14 protein-coding genes and 1 tRNA gene are annotated in these 17,100 nt (G+C 39.6%); 10 read left to right on the forward strand and 5 right to left on the reverse strand.

Annotated elements, in window-relative coordinates; genetic code table 11:
- Nucleotides 1-164 precede the first annotated feature (164 nt).
- Nucleotides 165-1,238, forward strand: coding sequence for a histidine kinase (locus QMA00_RS04100; protein WP_008110465.1), 1,074 nt, complete (start codon nucleotides 165-167; stop codon nucleotides 1,236-1,238).
- Entirely contained in the window at nucleotides 1,235-2,059 is an 825-nt protein-coding gene (locus QMA00_RS04105; RefSeq protein ID WP_008110464.1) for a LytTR family DNA-binding domain-containing protein, read from the forward strand. The genes QMA00_RS04100 and QMA00_RS04105 overlap by 4 nt, the downstream gene beginning before the upstream one ends.
- Nucleotides 2,060-2,121: 62 nt before the next feature.
- Here the strand turns inward: QMA00_RS04105 and pyk are convergent, their stop codons facing one another.
- Nucleotides 2,122-3,558 (reverse strand): pyruvate kinase, encoded by a 1,437-nt coding sequence (pyk, locus tag QMA00_RS04110; RefSeq protein ID WP_076921086.1) that lies wholly within the window; start codon nucleotides 3,556-3,558, stop codon nucleotides 2,122-2,124.
- 350 nt (nucleotides 3,559-3,908) lie between these two features.
- Here pyk and gndA point away from each other — a divergent pair, with 350 nt between their 5' ends.
- A complete protein-coding gene (gndA, locus tag QMA00_RS04115; RefSeq protein ID WP_013464864.1) occupies nucleotides 3,909-5,282 on the forward strand; it encodes an NADP-dependent phosphogluconate dehydrogenase in 1,374 nt (457 codons plus the stop codon).
- A gap of 67 nt (nucleotides 5,283-5,349) precedes the next feature.
- On the opposite strand, the gene ansA is transcribed toward gndA, so the two are convergent.
- Nucleotides 5,350-6,360 carry an asparaginase gene (gene ansA, locus QMA00_RS04120; protein WP_076921088.1) on the reverse strand — a complete coding sequence of 337 codons (1,011 nt, stop codon included), beginning with the start codon at nucleotides 6,358-6,360 and terminating at the stop codon, nucleotides 5,350-5,352.
- A 69-nt stretch (nucleotides 6,361-6,429) separates the two neighbouring features.
- Complete coding sequence (sppA, locus tag QMA00_RS04125; protein ID WP_008112457.1) at nucleotides 6,430-8,295, reverse strand: signal peptide peptidase SppA; 1,866 nt, start codon at nucleotides 8,293-8,295, stop codon at nucleotides 6,430-6,432.
- Nucleotides 8,296-8,617: 322 nt separating this feature from the next.
- On the opposite strand from sppA, the gene QMA00_RS04130 reads away from it, so the two are divergent.
- The 6 genes from QMA00_RS04130 to QMA00_RS04155 all read left to right on the forward strand — a co-directional run bounded on the left by QMA00_RS04130 (nucleotide 8,618) and on the right by QMA00_RS04155 (nucleotide 13,418).
- Nucleotides 8,618-10,579 (forward strand): NADPH-dependent 2,4-dienoyl-CoA reductase, encoded by a 1,962-nt coding sequence (locus QMA00_RS04130; RefSeq protein WP_076921090.1) that lies wholly within the window; start codon nucleotides 8,618-8,620, stop codon nucleotides 10,577-10,579.
- A 395-nt stretch (nucleotides 10,580-10,974) separates the two neighbouring features.
- Entirely contained in the window at nucleotides 10,975-11,523 is a 549-nt protein-coding gene (locus QMA00_RS04135) for an NAD(P)H nitroreductase (RefSeq protein WP_076921092.1), read from the forward strand.
- Nucleotides 11,524-11,726: 203 nt separating this feature from the next.
- Nucleotides 11,727-12,104, forward strand: coding sequence for a hypothetical protein (locus tag QMA00_RS04140; RefSeq protein WP_076921406.1), 378 nt, complete (start codon nucleotides 11,727-11,729; stop codon nucleotides 12,102-12,104).
- A 98-nt stretch (nucleotides 12,105-12,202) separates the two neighbouring features.
- Nucleotides 12,203-12,293: transfer RNA gene (locus tag QMA00_RS04145), tRNA-Ser, on the forward strand.
- 114 nt (nucleotides 12,294-12,407) lie between these two features.
- Nucleotides 12,408-12,731: a hypothetical protein gene (locus tag QMA00_RS04150; protein WP_013464868.1), complete on the forward strand. Its 324-nt coding sequence runs from the start codon at nucleotides 12,408-12,410 to the stop codon at nucleotides 12,729-12,731.
- Nucleotides 12,732-12,800: 69 nt separating this feature from the next.
- Nucleotides 12,801-13,418: an FKBP-type peptidyl-prolyl cis-trans isomerase gene (locus QMA00_RS04155; protein WP_008112467.1), complete on the forward strand. Its 618-nt coding sequence runs from the start codon at nucleotides 12,801-12,803 to the stop codon at nucleotides 13,416-13,418.
- An 89-nt stretch (nucleotides 13,419-13,507) separates the two neighbouring features.
- Here QMA00_RS04155 and QMA00_RS04160 read toward each other — a convergent pair whose 3' ends face one another.
- Nucleotides 13,508-15,898, reverse strand: coding sequence for a TonB-dependent receptor (locus tag QMA00_RS04160; protein WP_076921094.1), 2,391 nt, complete (start codon nucleotides 15,896-15,898; stop codon nucleotides 13,508-13,510).
- 151 nt (nucleotides 15,899-16,049) lie between these two features.
- On the reverse strand, nucleotides 16,050-16,439 hold the full coding sequence (locus QMA00_RS04165; RefSeq protein ID WP_010389911.1) for a YkgJ family cysteine cluster protein: 390 nt from the start codon (nucleotides 16,437-16,439) through the stop codon (nucleotides 16,050-16,052).
- A gap of 207 nt (nucleotides 16,440-16,646) precedes the next feature.
- Here QMA00_RS04165 and QMA00_RS04170 point away from each other — a divergent pair, with 207 nt between their 5' ends.
- Nucleotides 16,647-17,072 carry a tetratricopeptide repeat protein gene (locus tag QMA00_RS04170; RefSeq protein WP_010389912.1) on the forward strand — a complete coding sequence of 142 codons (426 nt, stop codon included), beginning with the start codon at nucleotides 16,647-16,649 and terminating at the stop codon, nucleotides 17,070-17,072.
- Nucleotides 17,073-17,100: the final 28 nt, after the last annotated feature.

The raw sequence follows: 17,100 nt of genomic DNA on the forward strand, positions 1-17,100 counted from the left end.
AGTTAGCGCTGAAAATAGCTGCTTGAGATTGATTTATTATCCAGAGTTCAGGTTATTTAATTTATTGTTTGCGATAGGGCTATTAAAAAGTAAGACAGTTGGTAGTGCTATACCTGACGATAAATCGATATAATAGTCACAAATTTACAAGGTAATAATTAATTTTGAATTGGCAGTCTTTAATTGATAACAGACAACGTTTTTTCTGGCTTTTGCAAATTGCAGGCTGGATAGGTTATGCGTTAGTTAACTATATTGGTTCTAAAGTATTCGAAATGCGTGATATTTACGTATTCGTTATTTTACTAAACGCCTATGCGGGCTGTTTAATGACTGTGCCTCTGCGTTATATTTATCGCAAAATTTGGAATGCCTCACCTTGGGTATTAATTATTGTTGTATTTGGCGCCTCTTATATAACCGGTACATTATGGGCCGTGGTGCAAAAGTTTAACCTGTGGGAAATTTATCGCCACGGATACCGTCCTGAAGAATGGTTTTATTATTTACAACAAGGTCTTGATTCTGTTTATATTATTTTGTGTTGGAGTGGTTTGTACTTTGGGGTTAAGTATTACCAGTTATTACAAAGTGAACGTCAAAAAGCCTTAAAAGCGACCACAATGGCGCACGAAGCGCAGTTAAAAATGCTTAGATACCAGCTAAATCCTCATTTTTTGTTTAATACGCTCAATGCAATATCAACCTTAGTTTTGGTAAAAGAAAATAAAGATGCTAACTTGATGGTATCTAAATTGAGTGACTTTTTACGCTATACGCTTAATACTGATCCAATTAAAAAAGTGCCGCTGGAGCAAGAGTTACATGCATTAATGCTCTATTTAGAAATTGAACGTGTACGTTTTGATGAGCGCTTACAAGTTAATGTGGACGTGAGTGAGCAGGCCAAACAAGCATTAGTGCCAAGCTTAATATTACAACCGATCATCGAAAATGCCATTAAATACGCCATTGCCCATATGTCAGAAGGTGGTGTTATTGATATAAAAGCGCAAGTTTTTGCTAATGAATTATTACTTGAAGTGGGCGATAATGGGCCTGGCACTGATATTGAAAATGGTCAGTTAGTTAATGCACAAGGCGTAGGGGTGGCAAACACCCGAGACAGATTAAAAACGCTCTACGAAAATAATTACTCGTTTGTATTATCACATAATACGCCAAGTGGATTAAAAGTTAATCTGCGAGTCCCGTTTGAGAAGGCTGTGAAGAAATGACAAGAATAAAAACGCTTATTGTTGATGATGAACCATTAGCACGTAAAGGTTTAGCCGTCAGGCTTGAAGAGTTTTCTGATATTGAAGTGATCAAACTGTGTAGCTCAGGTTTTGATGCGATTGAAAGTTGTAAAAACGAAAAAATTGATCTTGTCTTTCTTGATATTCAAATGCCTGGTATGAACGGTTTTGAAGTCGCACGTGCTTTAAGTGAAAGCAGTAAAGATTTACCTGCCATTGTGTTTGTTACGGCGTTTGATCACTTTGCTGTTAAAGCATTTGAAATTCATGCTTTAGATTACATTTTAAAACCCGTTGATGATAACAGATTAAAACAGGCGGTAGAAAAAGTGCATACCTATTTAAAAACTCAGCAGGATAACGCCCATAAGAAAAAACTAGCGAGCTTCGTAGCAGGGATAACAGGCAATAACTGCGAAGAAATTTTAAAGAAATTAGCCACAGGCGATACCCTTACAGATCGTCGTTATCCTGAGTCATTGGCCGTAAAAGAGCAGGGCGAAATTGTCAGAGTACCCGTTGCTACTATACAGTGGGTAGATGCGGCAGGTGATTACATGTGTCTGCATTGCCAAGATGGGCAAACGCATATATTACGTAAAACTATGAAAGAGCTTGAACAAGAATTAGATCCAAGCTTATTTGTACGTGTTCATCGCAGCGCGATTGTTAACACCAAACAAATTAGCAAGCTGGTAACTCAGGTTAGTGGTGAATATTTATTAGTGTTAGATAACGGACAAGAGCTTAAAGTAAGTAGAAGTTACCGTGATAAAGTAAAAGCAGCACTGGCTAGCTAACTTTAATAAATAACATAAAAAAACGCGAGCTTTTAGCTCGCGTTTTTTTATGTGCGTTACAGTTACGAAACCGTGACTATTTTCATCGTGTTGGTTGCACCAATCGTTTCCATCGCATCACCGTGGGTAATGATCACGGTATCGCCTGCTTGTAAAGAGCCTGCGGCTACAAGTGTGCTTAATGCATCTTTAACCATGCTATCTTTTTCACATTTTGTAGAGTCAAAAAATACAGGGTAAACACCACGATACAGTGCTGTTTGACCTAATGTACTTGCATGACGTGAAAGTGAATAAATCGGCAGTCCAGAGCTAATACGCGACATCAATTTTGCCGTGCTACCCGACTCAGTTAGGGTGATAATCGCTTTAACAGAGTCTAAGTGGTTAGCGGCATACATAGCTGATAAGGCAATTGACTCGGCATTAGAAGAAAAACGGCTGTCTAAACGATGTTTAGAAACGTGTGTTTCTTTTTGGGATTCAGCACCTAAACAAACACGCGCCATAGTAGCAACGGTTTCTTCCGGGTAATCACCAGCGGCTGTTTCAGCAGAAAGCATCACTGCATCTGTGCCATCAAGTACTGCATTGGCAACATCCATAACCTCTGCACGAGTTGGCATTGGGTTATCGATCATCGATTCCATCATTTGTGTGGCTGTTACAACAGTACGATTAAGCGAGCGTGCGCGACGAATAATGAGTTTTTGTTTGCCCATTAAAGCTGCGTCACCAATCTCAACACCTAAATCACCACGAGCAACCATCACAGCGTCAGACGCTAAAATAATGTCATCAACTGCTTCTTGCGTTTCTACTGCTTCAGCACGTTCAATTTTAGCTAAAAGCTGAGCATTAGAGCCTGCAGCTTCTGCAAGTGAACGTACATAACGCATATCATCTCCACTACGTGGGAATGAAACGGCAATATAGTCAACATTAATTTCAGCCGCAGTTATTAAGTCTTCTTTGTCTTTGTCGGTAAACGCAGGTGCCGTTAAGCCTCCACCCAAACGATTAATCCCTTTATTGTTCGAGAGCACCCCACCCACAGTAACCACAGTGTGCACTAAATGACCTTCAACATGTTCTACGGTGAGTTGAATTAAGCCATCGTTTAATAGCAATAAATCACCAGGGACAACATCTTGTGGTAGCTCTTTGTAGTCAATACCGACGGCGTTAATATCGCCTTGGCCTTTTTCCATTTTGGCATCAAGAATAAATTTTGCACCAACAGATAAGGTCACTTTGCCTTCTTTGAAGGTTGAAACGCGAATTTTTGGGCCTTGTAAGTCAGCGAGAATCGCGATGTGCTTACCAAGTTTAGTTGCAATATCTCGAACAGCTTGTGCACGGTCTTTATGATCTTGTGCAACACCGTGTGAGAAATTTAATCGAACGACATTTGCGCCTGCACGAATAATTTTTTCTAAGTTATTATCTCTATCTGTTGCAGGTCCAAGTGTCGCGACTATTTTTGTACGTCTTAACATTAAATTCTCCTGTGTGCTTTTTTTAAGCAAGTTGACGGTTATTTTGTTTTTAGCGATTACTAATAAAGAGCAATCTTTAGTTTTATGCAATTTTTATAACATTGCGACTATTATATACAAAATGAATATGTCATCATTATGACACCGGTGTCACAGGGCGTCAATGATCTAAAAATTTAAATAGCACTGCTATTTCTTCCCCTCAGAGGGCGGTTGTTTGATATAATTGCGGCGTTTATTTTAACTGTAATAAATGCATGTAGCTTTGCTCATGGCTGCGGTCTGAGTATAATGCACGCGGTATTATTTTAATTTACTAACCAAATAGTTGTTACCGAGGAGGGCACTAAATGCAAGTTGCATTAGTAGGGTTAGGCGTTATGGGGAAAAATCTTGCCCTGAACTTGATTGAAAAAGGGATAACGCTTGTCGCTTATGACAAAAACCCAAATGCGGGTGAAGAATTACTAAGTTGTGCTAAATCACAAGGCATGGCTGATAAACTTCACATTGTCTCTGATCTAGGGGATATGGTTAGGCGTTTAGAAGCACCGCGTTCTATTTTATTACTTGTGCCTGCAGGTGAGTTAGTTGATGCGGTTTGCAACGAGCTTATTGAAGCGGGTGTTCAGTGTAGTGATATTATTGTTGATTGTGGTAACAGTAATTATAAAGACGGTATTAACCGTAAGCTCAAATACCAAGATAAGTTTGAATTTGCCACTATGGGTATTTCAGGCGGTGCTGAGGGTGCACGTCACGGTCCAGCTATGATGGCCAGTGGTTCTGAAGGCGGCTGGGAGCGTGTCGAGCCATGGTTTACAAAGGTTGCTGCAAGCTATAAAGGCGAGTCGTGTTTTGCGCGTGTAGGCCAGTCAGCTAGCGGCCATTTTGTAAAAATGGTTCACAATGGAATTGAATACGCACTCATGCAACTGATTGCAGAAATGTATCAGCTATTGCGTCACGGCACTAATCGGTCACCTAAAGAAATTGCAGAAATATTTAACGAATGGTCTCAAGGGCAGCTAAATAGCTATTTACTGTCAATCTCAAGCCATATTTTATCACTTGAAAATTCGCATAATGTGCCGCTTGTAGATTTAATTGACAATAAAGTAGGCGCAAAAGGCACCGGTTTATGGACAGCACAAAACGCCCTTGAATTAGGTATTGCGGTACCATCGCTAGTGGCTGCTGTACAAGCTCGTCATTTAACCAATGCGTGTAATACCACTGCCGCACAAGAAATGACATACAGCGCACAAAATACCACGCAAGTTGATATTGATTTAGATGAATTAAAAGATGCGTTTACCCTTGCGAGCCTGTTGGCTTATCGTCAAGGACTTGCATTAATTAAAGGCGCTTCACGAACTCATCAATGGAAAGTTGATTTAGCGAAAACGCTACAAACATGGCGTGCAGGGTGTATTATCCGTGCTGATTACCTTGATAGTGTAGCGCAAGGCGTTGAGTTTATTGACACGCTTGAAAAAGAGTCATTAGCGATGCGTAAAGTGACTGGCCAAGCCGTTATGACGGGTCTGGCGTTTCCTGTGCTTAGTGCAACACAAACCTACTTAGCAACGCTAACAACACCAAGTAATGGGCACTTAGTTCAAGCCCAGCGTGATTACTTTGGTGAGCATGGCATTAAAACCCACAGTGGTGAAACGTGTCATTTAACTGACTTAGTTGATATTGACGCAAAAGTTCGTTAATAAAATCTAAGTAAACTAAAAAGGACGCTATATAGCGTCCTTTTTTGTTATTCGCTTAACTGATTACTTAACGAGTCAGCTCACCACGCAGGTTATCTTGCATTAAATGGCGAATTGTTTCAATTTCTAGGTTTTGACTAAACAAGTAATGCAGCTTAGTTAAGCATGCTTCTAAGGTCATATCGTAACCGCTGATCACGCCTATGTTTAACAGCGCATTACCCGTGGCATAACCGCCCATGTTCACTTGGCCTTTTAAACATTGGGTTAAATTAGTAATAATAACACCCCGTTTACTTGCTTCATCCAGAATATCTAAAAACTCAGGGTCTTGTGGCGCATTGCCTACGCCAAAGCTTAGCAGTACAAGGGCTTTAATATTGCCATTAACTAAGCTTTTTACTACTTCTTTGCTGATCCCTGGGTATAAATACAGCACGCCAATAGCTTGCGGTGTAATAGAGGTAACTTGGAGTTCATTTTCTACATACGGGCTTAATTGCCCTTTGATCAGCTGAATATTAATACCTGAAAGCGCAAGCGGCTCTAAGTTAGGTGAGGCGAATGCATCAAACCCATCTGCATGGGCTTTGGTGGCACGATTACCTCTGAACAACTGATTATTAAAAAATAAGCTGACTTCTGCAATGGGGTAGTTAGCCGCTAAATACATGGCATTAAGGAGGTTAACTTGACCATCTGAGCGTAATTGAGACAACGGAATTTGTGAGCCGGTCACAATAATAGGTTTAGTTAAGTTTTCAAACATAAACGACAGAGCTGATGCAGTATAGGCCATAGTGTCAGTACCATGCAGTACCACAAAGCCATCGTAATCTTGGTATTTACTTTTTATGTCATCGGCGATGAGTTGCCAATGAGCCGGTGACATATCTGAAGAATCTATAAGTGGGCAGTATTCATGAATATCAAATAATGGCATTTCTTCACGATTAAACTCTGCGTTATTAACCACGGTTTCGGTTAAAAACCCTTCAGCAGGAATATAGCCGCGAATTGATTTTTTCATTCCTATGGTACCGCCAGTGTAAGCGATATAAATGCGTTTACGTTTCATAAAAAAGCCCAGTAAAAAAACTGGGCTTAGTATAACGCTAACTGCTAATCAATACAGCCTGTTAAGGCACTATTGTGCAACTGTACACTCTAAACAGCGGGCATAAACACCTTGTGGATCGTTATAATCTTTTAGGTTTTCTACTTCACTGCTTAATTGTTTAATAACACTTTGCAGATTAGCTTGGCTGGCTAATACTGCTGTTTTTTGTGTTTCAAGCCCAAGTACTGATTTAACGGCGGCACTGCCGAAAATATCTTGAAGCATTTTTTCTTGTGGGCTAAGCGATTGCTTAATTGTTTTAACGTCATAGTAGTTAAGCTTTGCAAGCTCTGCAGCTGCTTTAATCGCATCTTGTTTATTACCAAGTTTATCAACTAAACCAAGCTCTTGAGCTTGAGAGGCAATCCATACCCGACCTTGGGCAATTTTATCAACTTGCTCTGGGGTCATATTACGTGCCTCAGCAACCACATCTAAAAAGCGTCCATACGCTTCTTCAACACTCATTTGAATAACTTTAGCCATTTTCTCGTTAAGTGGGCGAGTGATTGAAAAACCTGCCAATTCGGTGGTCGCTACGCCATCTGAATACACGCCTATTTTAGCTAGGGTATCTTCAAATGTCATAAAGGTACCAAATACGCCAATTGAACCGGTAATTGTACTCGGCGCTGCCCAAATTTCATTGGCCGCCGATGCAATCCAATAACCGCCTGATGCAGCTACTGAGCTCATTGATGCAATAACGGGTTTACCAGCAGCTTTAAGTGCAAGTACTTCAGCACGAATTACTTCTGAGGCAAACATGCTGCCACCGCCTGAATCTATACGTAAAACCACCGCTTTAACCTTGTCATCAAGTCGGGCTTTGCGAAGTAAGGCTGCAGTTGAATCACCACCAATTTCACCAGCACGGCGTTCACCATCAACAATAGTGCCTTTAGCAACCACAACAGCGACTTTTTCAGTCATAGGGTTATCAAACTCAATAGGCGGTTTTACTAAACTTAAGTATTCACCAAAAGAGACTTGTTTGAATGTTTTTCCATCTTCATTTTCTCCAACCAATTCAATTAATTGTTGGCGAATTTGCTGATTGGTTTTTAATGAATCAACCCATTGGTTATCCAGTGCATACTTACCGGCATCACCATTAGCGGCTTGCATTTTAGCTAAATAAACATCCATTGTTTCATCAAAGTTTGACTCATCAAAAGGACGCACAGCACTAACGTCTTGCTTATATTCATTCCATAAAGCACCAAGCCATACGCGGTTTGCTTCTTTAGCTGCCTCTGACATATCGTTTCTGATAAACGGTTCAACGGCCGATTTAAAGGTACCTACACGGAATATATGCTGAGTGACTTCTAACTTTTCTAATGCGTCTTTGAAGTAAAGCGGGTACATACCGTAGCCTTCAATAAGTACGCTACCATAAGGATGCATCGCAATTTCGTCTGCATGCGCGGCAATGTAATATTGTGCTTGGGTGTAGTAATACCCTGAGGCAATCACTTTTTTACCAGTTGCTTTAAATGTTTCAAGTGCCTGCGTAATTTGTTTGAGCTTATTTAAATGTGCTTTTGGCATTTCTTGTAAATCAAGCAAAATAGCGCTTATACGCGAGTCTTGTGCTGCTTCATTAATTACTTCAACTACATCGTCGAGCAATATTTCACTGGGTGAGTCAGCACTGGCCGTTGCATCATTAATAGCGGCTTCAACAGGGTCTATATAGGTTTTTTCTTCGACAATAGGGCCATTAAGGTTAAGTCTAAGAACAGAGCCCTCTTCGACAATAATTTTATCACCGTCACTTGATACCGATACGATAAAAATGACGACCAAAAATAAAAACAATACGTTGAGTATTAAACGACGTGAGAAGTTGATCCCCGTCCATATACCTTTAAATACCTTTGCTATCAAAATAGCTCCTTAAATTGGTACAGCTAAAACGTTATTGCCATCTTAGCGTAGAATATAAATAAATTTAACTGCTAAATCGTAACGAAACATTTATAAATTCAATTACACTTGAGATTAAACACGTGTTTATTTAATAAATAATTACTGAAATTATGGCTGTAGTCACTACTTTTAACTCACGCTATTGGTCAAGATAAACGCAGTCAACAGGTTTTAAGTTAAAAAATTATTAAGTTTAATCTGCTCATATATTGCTTATTGTTGGTCATTAAAGCAGAATTGACTAAATGCACACAGGTTAGACCAGTTATTGGGGCACAGGATGTTAGAACAAAAATTAGAACTAAAACACACACAATTACGCAACCGTTTAGTAATGGGATCAATGCATACCGGCCTCGAAGAGGGATGGCATAATCGTAAACGCCTACGTGCTTTTTATGAAGCACGTGCTAAAGGTGGCACAGCAATGCTCATTACGGGGGGATATAGCCCTAATCTTCGCGGCAAGTTAACGCCTATTTCATCATCATTTAATAGTTATTATGATGTTTTTAAACACCGTGCTTATACGCAAGCTGTTCATCAACATGGTGGTAAAATTTGCCTGCAGTTATTGCATGCTGGGCGCTATGCTTATCATCCATTCAATCAAGCCCCAAGTGCTATAAAAGCACCGATCAACCCTTATAAACCTAAGGCTATGTCTTTAAGTTCAATTAAAAAAACCATTAAAGATTTTGCTCACTCTGCATATTTAGCAGAAAAAGCAGGTTACGACGGCGTAGAGGTGATGGGCTCTGAAGGTTACTTAATCAATGAGTTTATGGCACCGCATACAAACAAACGAGACGATGAGTTTGGTGGCAGTCTTGAAAACAGAATGCGTTTAGCTGTTGAGATTGTAAAAGCAGTAAGAGCTAAAGTTTCAGATAAATTTCTAATTATTTTTAGACTGTCTGTTATCGATTTAATTCCGAATGGCTCAACTCCTGAGGAAGTAACACAACAAGCTATTGCACTTGAAAAAGCAGGTGTTGATATTTTCAATACTGGCATTGGTTGGCATGAAGCACGGGTACCGACAATTGCAAGCATGGTACCCCCAGGTGCATTTAAAGAAGCGTCAAAGCGTTTAAAAGATGTTATTAGCGTGCCTGTTATTGCCGTAAACCGCATTAATACACCAGAAATTGCCAATGATATTTTAACGGCGGGTGAAGCTGATTTAATCTCTATGGCGCGTCCTTTACTTGCCGATCCTGAGTTTTTTAATAAATACCAAGCCAAGCGCTCTGACCATATTAATATTTGTATTGGATGTAATCAGGGCTGTTTAGACCACGTATTTAAAGGTAAACGTGCCACGTGCTTAGTTAACCCACAAGCGGGTTTTGAACTTGATTACCCTCTAGAAAAAGCCGCAACAGCTAAAAATGTATTAGTGGTTGGAGCGGGTCCTGCTGGGCTTTCTTCAAGTTGTTACTTAGCGCAAAAAGGTCACAATGTAACGCTTATTGACCAAAAGCAGCATATGGGTGGGCAGTTTAATTTAGCCATGCAAATACCAGGTAAAGAAGACTTTAACCATACATTGGCTTACTTTACCAATGAACTTAAGCGTTTAAACGTCACCATTGAATTAGGCAAAGCATTTGATGATAGTATGCTGAGCCAGTTTGACGATGTGGTTTTTGCCACGGGTGTAAGACCACGTGAAGCTACGATTAAATGCAGCGATAATAAGCGTGTATTTGCTTACGATGAAGTTATACGCGGTGAAGTAGAGCTGGGTAATTCTATTGCTATATTAGGCGCAGGCGGTATAGGTTTTGATATGGTGGCATTTTTAAGCGAACATAAATCACAAAGCATCAGCGACTTTAAAACCCAATGGGGCATAGAGTGTGAACCTCAGCCGCATAAAGATGAACGTCAACTCTATATGCTAAAACGCAGTGCAGGGCGCTTTGGTGGTGACTTAGGTAAAACTACTGGTTGGATCCATCGTCAAGTTGCTAAACAACATGGTGTTAAACAAATTGCAGATTGCCAATACCATAGTTTTGATAAAAACGGCCTAACGATCAGTGTTTCTGGCGAAACGCAAGTATTGCCAGTTGATACTGTGATTGCTTGTATTGGCCAAGTGTCTAATGACGAACTATTTAAGGCGCAAGCAGAGAATGCCAAGGTTCATGTTATTGGTGGCGCTAAACTAGCAGCGGCTATTGATGCCAAGCGCGCTATATTTGAAGCTTTACAAGTTGCACGCAGTATTTAATATGCAATTTAAGTAAGTACACGGGTCTGATTATTTTTTAAAGATAGTTAACTTTTAATCAGACCCTTATATTGTTGTTTTTTACCTTACCCCATTCCTTGTATAGCTAATAAATACGCTATTGCGACTTTCAGTGAAGTCGCGACTACAACGCTTAACTTGCTAAATTAAATCTATAAAGCCCCTCATTAGTTCGACCTAATTATTTACACGCAAAAGGCGAGCGCCACTTTGTAATGGCAAAAATACACGGCTATTTGGGTTGAGATATTATTTGTGTACTTTTTTAACCTAGGTACTTTCTTGATAAGCAAATAATAACAGCGGGGTGCTCATTATATTTTAACCTAAGGGTTTCAATGGTATGCTATTGTTTTGTCTTTTGAGTAATTATAATGGACGCTATTGAGCTTTTATTAAGCCGTCAATCTGATGCAAAGTTGACAGAGCCAGGCCCTAATGAAGAACAATTAAACATTATTCAGCAGGCTGGGCTCAGAGTGCCCGATCATGGCTGTATTGCACCGTGGCAATATATTATTGTTCAGGGTGATGCGCGTCATAAGTTGGGTGAAATTTATTATCAAAGCGCTTTAGCAGAGCAGCAGGCTGAAAAAGTAATTAATCGCGCTAAGGAGTTACCGCTTAGAGCCCCAATGATTATTATTGCGATTGCAAAATATCAACCACACCCAAAAGTGCCTAGAATTGAACAAGTACAAAGTGCAGGTTGTGGCGTATTGGCTATGCAACAAGCCGCATTTGCACAAGGTTTAGGTGGTATTTGGCGCACGGGTTACTTTGCACAAAGCGTAAGTGTTAAACAAGCACTTAACTTAAGTGATGATGATGAAATCGTGGGTTATTTGTATTTAGGGACGCCTGCAATCGAATGTAAAAAGTCACCGAGGCACAAGCCAGAAAACTTTTTTAGTTTTTTGTAAAAATAGTATGAACTTTTTATATTCAATATAGTCATAATTCATTAAGTTAATCGTGTTACACTACAGCGGTTAATATTGTAGCTGCGAGAAGCGCACGGAAGCACCATACGCAATAAATCTTCTTCAGTTTGTTTTTTAATCGGTTGTTTTTTGGTAATGTATGGAAAGTCTTACCAATAATAACGATAAAGAAGACGAAAATGATGGGAAATTTATTTTTACGCGAAAAAGAAAACTGGTTTGCTTGGTCAATCTGGGGTGTTGTTGGCGCGCTTGCGACATTTTATGTTGCAATGAGCACTCAAGCTGAGCATTTTATTGCTGCTACAGCAATATGTGTGCTGGTATTGCTAACATGGTGGATGCAACAGTCTCGACGATTTGATTTTGGCAGAGCCTTTAAAATATGCTGCTATGTTCTATTATTCACCGTACTGCCTTCGTTTGTGTTAGTTGTGATCCCAAGTGATGATTTAAACCGCTTCGATTTAATATTTCAAAGTATTGCATTTTTAACTGCCAGCTTATTGGTGTGTTTAGTATGTTCTTGGATTGCCCGCAGACCTAAACAATATTACTAGGGTTTATGACTATCTTGGTTAATATTTAACTATTTAATCAGTTTTAGTAAAATAGGGCTTTACAAGCTAAGCGTATGATCTTATTATGCGCGCCGTACGGAGAGATGGCAGAGTGGTCGAATGCACCGGTCTTGAAAACCGGCAGGGGTTTATAGCCCCTCTAGGGTTCAAATCCCTATCTCTCCACCATTATTTAAAAAACCGCCTTATTGGCGGTTTTTTGCTATCTGGAGCTTTATTATGTCACAGTCCCCGGAGTTATCCTTTTCTAAACGTTTACTCAAGCACATCCTGCTATGGACTGTGTTTGGTTATTGTTACCAAAGTGCCATATCGTTATTACAAAAAATGGCCATTGATGCATACCCAGATAATGCGCTGATGATGACTTTCTTATATGGCATCGGGTTTAATCTTTTATCCGGGCATTTAATCACAAAATACGATCATTTTTGGCCAGTGTGGGGCGCGTTTTACATTGGCATTATCGGTTTGGTGGCTGTGCCTCTTTTGTTGATCGGCGTGGTCGGATTGTTGCCGATGAGCTTACTTGTTGGAATTTTGCTCAGTTTACCTGTGTGTACCTTTGCTATTGGTTTAATTAAAGAAAAACTCAATAAAAACTAGCCCCAAACGGCTTTTATTTTGTGATAGCATATACGGGTCTTTTAACTAACAAAACGTGAATAACACATTATGTCAGATAATTTTACTACAGATGCTGAAAAAGCAAGTTACGGTATTGGCTTACAAATGGGTGAGCAACTTAAGGCTAACCCTTTTGAAGGTTTAAACTTAAATTCAGTATTTGAAGGCATGAAAGATGCGTATGCAGGCAGTGCTTTTCAAGTAGAGATCCCTGAGATCCAAGCTGCATTTGAGAAAATCAACGAAGAGATCCAAGCTCGTCGTGAAGAAGAAGCTAAAGTATTGGCTGCTGAAGGTATTGCATTTTTAGAAGAAAACGCAAAACGTCCTGAAATTACAGTTACTGAGTCAGGTCTTCAGTACGAAGTACTTGCAACAGGTGAAGGCGAAAAGCCAACTGCAGAGTCTACAGTACGTGTTGATTACCACGGTACTTTAGTAAACGGTACTGTTTTTGATAGCTCATACGAGCGCGGTCAACCTGCTGAATTCCCAGTAGGTGGCGTGATCAAAGGTTGGACTGAAGCATTACAAATGATGCCAGTAGGTACTAAATGGCGTTTATACGTTCCTCATGAGCTTGCTTATGGTGAACGTGGTGCCGGTGCTGCAATCGCGCCTTACTCAACTCTAGTATTTGACGTTGAGTTACACGCAATTCTTTAATTAGAACGTACATAACATTTTAGTTATGAAAAAACCGCATTCATTAATATGAATGCGGTTTTTTATTGTCTTATTAAACTGATCTTTGTTTAAAAGTAGCCTCTAACCCCAAATTGGAAGTTACGTCCAGGAAGTGGCGCTGTGTCTTTAATAAATGAGCTATGTACAAAACCAAGTTCATCAGTAATGTTATCAACACTTAGGTAAAGCTGAGTGTCAACGGCACCTAAATCAAGCTGATAATTAGCTTGTAAATCAATTAATGTATAGCCATCTGTTGCTGTTTCGTATGCACTAATATCATTTTGCTCAAAATAATGGGTTCCTGTTAAGGTAAATTGTGCGCTACCTAGGGTGTATTGCAGTTCTGAACCCAATTTATTAGCAGGAATGCGTGGTAAATTTCCTTCATTATCTTTTAGTTTGGCGCGAGTAGAATCACCAAATACTTTTACCATGGCGCTGGGGTTTATTTGATAATATACATCAAATTCAAAACCATACAGCTCAGCATCTTTACTTGTGAACTGATAAACATCAATTGCGTCACTGTGACCAATGGCAGCAGGTTCAAAACCATCCATTTCATCAAACACTAATCCTGTGTTTTGCTGATAATAAAAGTTTTTAATGTCGTTATAGAAGAAGTTGACAGTGTAACCAAAGTCTCCACTAAAACGACGTAAACTAATATCTAGATTAGTTGATGTTTCTTGTTTAATTTCTTCAGGCTCAAAATGCGCTTCGTTACCTTCAATATGGTAACCCAAGCCAAGTTCGTAAGTTCCGGTAGCAATATGCACACCATTAGAGAGTAGCTCCGCTGAAAGCGGTGCACGCTCTGAATGTGATAAGCTAACGGCTAGGTTGTGACTTGGCATATACTCCCAAATCGCACCTGCTGAGGCACTTAGATTAGTAAAGCTTTGGGTGTAGTTAACTGTTTCATCTGCTGATACAGGTTCGTCATCATGGCTATGCTGATGCGTATCCACATCACTTTTGATATCATAATCTTCTAGGCGGGCGCCAAGCTCTACGGTGACATCGCCAAATGTGCGTTCTTCAAGTAGATATAACGCATGGGTGGTAGTGACACTTGCAGGCGTAAACGCTTCTTCGCCAATTGCATCGTAATCCGATTCACTATAGTGATAGCCAATCATGCCATGCCATTGGCCTAACTGATGCTCTACATTTAAACGTGCTTCTGTGGTTTCGTTACTAAACGTGGTGCCAATCGCGCCATCTTCAATTTCACTGTGCGTATAGTCGGTGTAGCCAAGACGAAGATTAATCGATTCAATCCAGTTATCATGAAATGCATAACTTACCAGTCCTTGCCAACGATCTTGCTCTAAATGAGCATAAACGGGAGTTTCTGCGTGTTCTTCATCTGCGTGCGCTTCATGATCGCCTTCTTCTTCATGGGCATGACCGTGATCATGTGAATGCCCAGGAATGCCATAATCTGTTTCAATATTGCCGTATGAAAAGCCAACAGTTAAATGCTCACCGACATAGCTGGTACCAAAGTTTACTGTTTCACTGTCGATAAAGGTATTTTCAACTGAAGTGGCTGTTTCTTCATCGCCCTCAATGTGTAATTCACCTTCTTCATGTTCATCCGGTAGGTTAAAGCGAGGCGTTTGATAGTCATCACCACTGCGTTTGGTGCCATCAAAATGAAAATTAAAATTATTGCTGCCTGTTTCTAATTTTGCCGCATAAGTGTTCGCATTTGAAACGGTATCGTGTGTGTATTGCGCCGCTCCCGAGAGTGCGTCAATATTATTGGTTGGAATACGGTTATCAACCACATTTACTACACCGCCAATCGCACCAGAGCCATATAGTAGGGTGCTTGGGCCTCGTAGTACTTCAATTTGTTCAGCGGCTAAGCTATCACTTGATGTTGCGTGATCTGGACCAATACGTGATGCATCACTGCTATCTAAACCGTTTTGAGTAATTTTAACACGAGGACCACCTAGGCCACGAATAATCGGACTTGAAGAGACAGGGCCGAAATAACTCGCGTTTACTCCTGGTATTCCTTTAAGTGTCTCACCTAGCGTCGGCTTAGCTTTATTTTTTAGCTCATCGCCTGATAGCACACTTACTGGTGAAATCATTTCTAAGCTATTTTTATGCAGGGCTGAGGCATATACAACCACAGTTTCAACCGAAGTTGGCTTTAAAGTAACATTAATAGTGTTGTCTGTATTTTCAAGCGATATACGAGAATCTAGGTAGTTATCTTTACTGATATGTAATTGACTTTTAGCATCTATGTCAATACTAAACTGGCCTTGTGCATTACTTTGCACGCTTTTTGACTTACCATGAACATGAATCGTGGCATTGGCAATGGGTTGCTTTTTTGTATCTGTTACCGTGCCGTTAATCGTCGCTGCAAGTGCAGAGTGAGAACACAAAACAGACAGTAGTGCTGAGGATATGAGTGTTAGCTTAGTCATAGTTACTTCAATTCTTGGTTGTTATGTTGTGATATAATATAACACTACAAAATTATGCTATCAACAATGTTATACTATAACTTTAAAATTTGCGTTTAATAACACAAGAGAGCGATAAATTTAATTTAGCACGGCATTATTACAGTTAAATTTAGGAGCGGCTGTCTATCATCAGTATGTCTAACTTTTTTTGTGCTCTAAAATGATTTTGCTTATCAACTGGTTCAAGCATTTCACATTCATCGTTTATCATTTCTGAAATTAAGCTTGGATAATGCCTGCAATCTTGGGGTCGGTCATGATAAATACTGCAAGTATATTTATCTTTTTCTTCAGGAGATGCTTTATTGGCAAGCTCTAAAAATGGGCATTGCGTTAATTGCTCACCCGTTGTTGGGTCAAACCATAATTTATCGTTTTTAACGTATTGAAATATTTCAGGGTTGAATAACGCCCACATTTGAATTTCATCCTGATTAGTATCTAAATCTGCCGCACCGTATTTTGTGCAGCACTTACCGCATTGATTGCAATTTTGCATAGGGTAGATATTAACTGTTGCTTTTTATAGTAGGCATTAAGTGTAGCACCCTAATATCCACGTCAATAAACTAAACAGCGTTTATTGTTGCTTATAATACTTTTGTAACAACGCGGCGCTTAATAATAATGTACTATTAAGACATATGTTTCGGATACAGCGCTGTAAAAAATTAAAAAGGCGCATTAATTAAGGTAGCAAGTAATTATGAATACTAAAGTATACAAAGCGGTTCACGATTTAGCAGAAAAGCTGATGGCAGCTGCCAATAAGAATGATACTAAACAATTCGAATCTTTATATGCAGAGCTCAAAGCAATTTGTATTGAAAACGAAAATACCGCTAAAGATCACCCTGTACAGTGGGAAACTTTAGCAGATTTTACCGAAGAGCTAGAAGACGCTATTGAGACTTATGAAAAAGCATTACAGAAGTCGATTGAAATCAATAACAAAGATCATATGTCGTCGGTTGCATTTTCTATGGCTACTTTACAGCTTGAGCTGGGTGACAAAGAAGCGGCGATTAAAAACCTACAAGATGCTAAAGTCAGTGCGAATAAAATTGAAGATAAAGAATTAAAGTCAGAGATCCATGAGCTATTAGAGTCACTGGTTGAAGAAGAAGGTTAGGAAACTTTATAGTCATTATTAATAATCA

The organism is Pseudoalteromonas sp. APC 3694 (assembly GCF_030407565.1).
GTDB lineage: Bacteria > Pseudomonadota > Gammaproteobacteria > Enterobacterales > Alteromonadaceae > Pseudoalteromonas > Pseudoalteromonas tetraodonis.

What these genes read in the sequence shown, in the direction of transcription:
- QMA00_RS04160 (WP_076921094.1), bottom strand. Translation starts at nt 15,898, where the DNA reads ATGACTAAGCTAACACTCATATCCTCAGCACTACTGTCTGTTTTGTGT.
- QMA00_RS04155 (WP_008112467.1), top strand. Translation starts at nt 12,801, where the DNA reads ATGTCAGATAATTTTACTACAGATGCTGAAAAAGCAAGTTACGGTATT.
- QMA00_RS04130 (WP_076921090.1), top strand. Translation starts at nt 8,618, where the DNA reads ATGTTAGAACAAAAATTAGAACTAAAACACACACAATTACGCAACCGT.
- gndA (WP_013464864.1), top strand. Translation starts at nt 3,909, where the DNA reads ATGCAAGTTGCATTAGTAGGGTTAGGCGTTATGGGGAAAAATCTTGCC.
- QMA00_RS04170 (WP_010389912.1), top strand. Translation starts at nt 16,647, where the DNA reads ATGAATACTAAAGTATACAAAGCGGTTCACGATTTAGCAGAAAAGCTG.
- QMA00_RS04165 (WP_010389911.1), bottom strand. Translation starts at nt 16,439, where the DNA reads ATGCAAAATTGCAATCAATGCGGTAAGTGCTGCACAAAATACGGTGCG.
- QMA00_RS04105 (WP_008110464.1), top strand. Translation starts at nt 1,235, where the DNA reads ATGACAAGAATAAAAACGCTTATTGTTGATGATGAACCATTAGCACGT.
- ansA (WP_076921088.1), bottom strand. Translation starts at nt 6,360, where the DNA reads ATGAAACGTAAACGCATTTATATCGCTTACACTGGCGGTACCATAGGA.
- pyk (WP_076921086.1), bottom strand. Translation starts at nt 3,558, where the DNA reads ATGTTAAGACGTACAAAAATAGTCGCGACACTTGGACCTGCAACAGAT.
- QMA00_RS04135 (WP_076921092.1), top strand. Translation starts at nt 10,975, where the DNA reads ATGGACGCTATTGAGCTTTTATTAAGCCGTCAATCTGATGCAAAGTTG.
- QMA00_RS04140 (WP_076921406.1), top strand. Translation starts at nt 11,727, where the DNA reads ATGGGAAATTTATTTTTACGCGAAAAAGAAAACTGGTTTGCTTGGTCA.